The sequence below is a fragment of the Bacillus sp. HMSC036E02 genome (genome assembly GCF_001836235.1).
Taxonomy (GTDB): domain Bacteria; phylum Bacillota; class Bacilli; order Bacillales; family Bacillaceae_G; genus Bacillus_A; species Bacillus_A cereus.
On the sequence record NZ_KV827876.1, the window covers coordinates 1 to 728 of the forward strand.

Genomic DNA, 728 nt, shown 5'->3' on the forward strand with positions numbered 1-728 from the left:
GCGATGTTATCTAGTTTTGAAGGAATATGCATTAAAATTTCTTCTTGACATTTCGAAAGAAATGTTTATAATGATAAAAGTCTGGTAATGATGGCAGAGAGGTCACACCCGTTCCCATACCGAACACGGAAGTTAAGCTCTCTAGCGCCGATGGTAGTTGGGACCTTGTCCCTGTGAGAGTAGGACGTTGCCAGGCTAATATTATTCCGCAGTAGCTCAGTGGTAGAGCTATCGGCTGTTAACCGATCGGTCGTAGGTTCGAGTCCTACCTGCGGAGCCATTATGCTTCCATAGCTCAGCTGGTAGAGCACTTCCATGGTAAGGAAGAGGTCACCGGTTCAAGCCCGGTTGGAAGCTTGGGAATAGGTTTAAAACTTTTTTGGCCCGTTGGTCAAGTGGTTAAGACACCGCCCTTTCACGGCGGTAACACGGGTTCGAATCCCGTACGGGTCACCACTTTTGGAGGATTAGCTCAGCTGGGAGAGCACCTGCCTTACAAGCAGGGGGTCGGCGGTTCGATCCCGTCATCCTCCACCATATATATTTAAAATGTCGGAGGGGTAGCGAAGTGGCTAAACGCGGCGGACTGTAAATCCGCTCCTTCGGGTTCGGCAGTTCGAATCTGCCCCCCTCCACCATTTTCTTTAAAATAACCTGAGAGGGTTTATTTTTTTGAAAAGATAACCATACTAGTAAATATTAATGGGCTATAGCCAAGCGGTAAGGCA

The 728-nt window shown here is 47.9% G+C and carries 5 tRNA genes and 1 rRNA gene; all 6 read left to right on the forward strand.

What is annotated here, in order from left to right:
- Positions 1–80: 80 nt before the first annotated feature.
- Positions 81–196 (forward strand): 5S ribosomal RNA (gene rrf, locus HMPREF2590_RS26010).
- 9 nt (positions 197–205) lie between these two features.
- Positions 206–280 (forward strand) — tRNA-Asn (locus tag HMPREF2590_RS26015).
- Between the two features lie 4 nt (positions 281–284).
- A tRNA-Thr gene (locus HMPREF2590_RS26020) sits at positions 285–357 on the forward strand.
- A 24-nt stretch (positions 358–381) separates the two neighbouring features.
- Positions 382–456: transfer RNA gene (locus tag HMPREF2590_RS26025), tRNA-Glu, on the forward strand.
- 5 nt (positions 457–461) lie between these two features.
- A tRNA-Val gene (locus HMPREF2590_RS26030) sits at positions 462–537 on the forward strand.
- 17 nt (positions 538–554) lie between these two features.
- Positions 555–638: transfer RNA gene (locus tag HMPREF2590_RS26035), tRNA-Tyr, on the forward strand.
- Positions 639–728 lie beyond the last annotated feature (90 nt).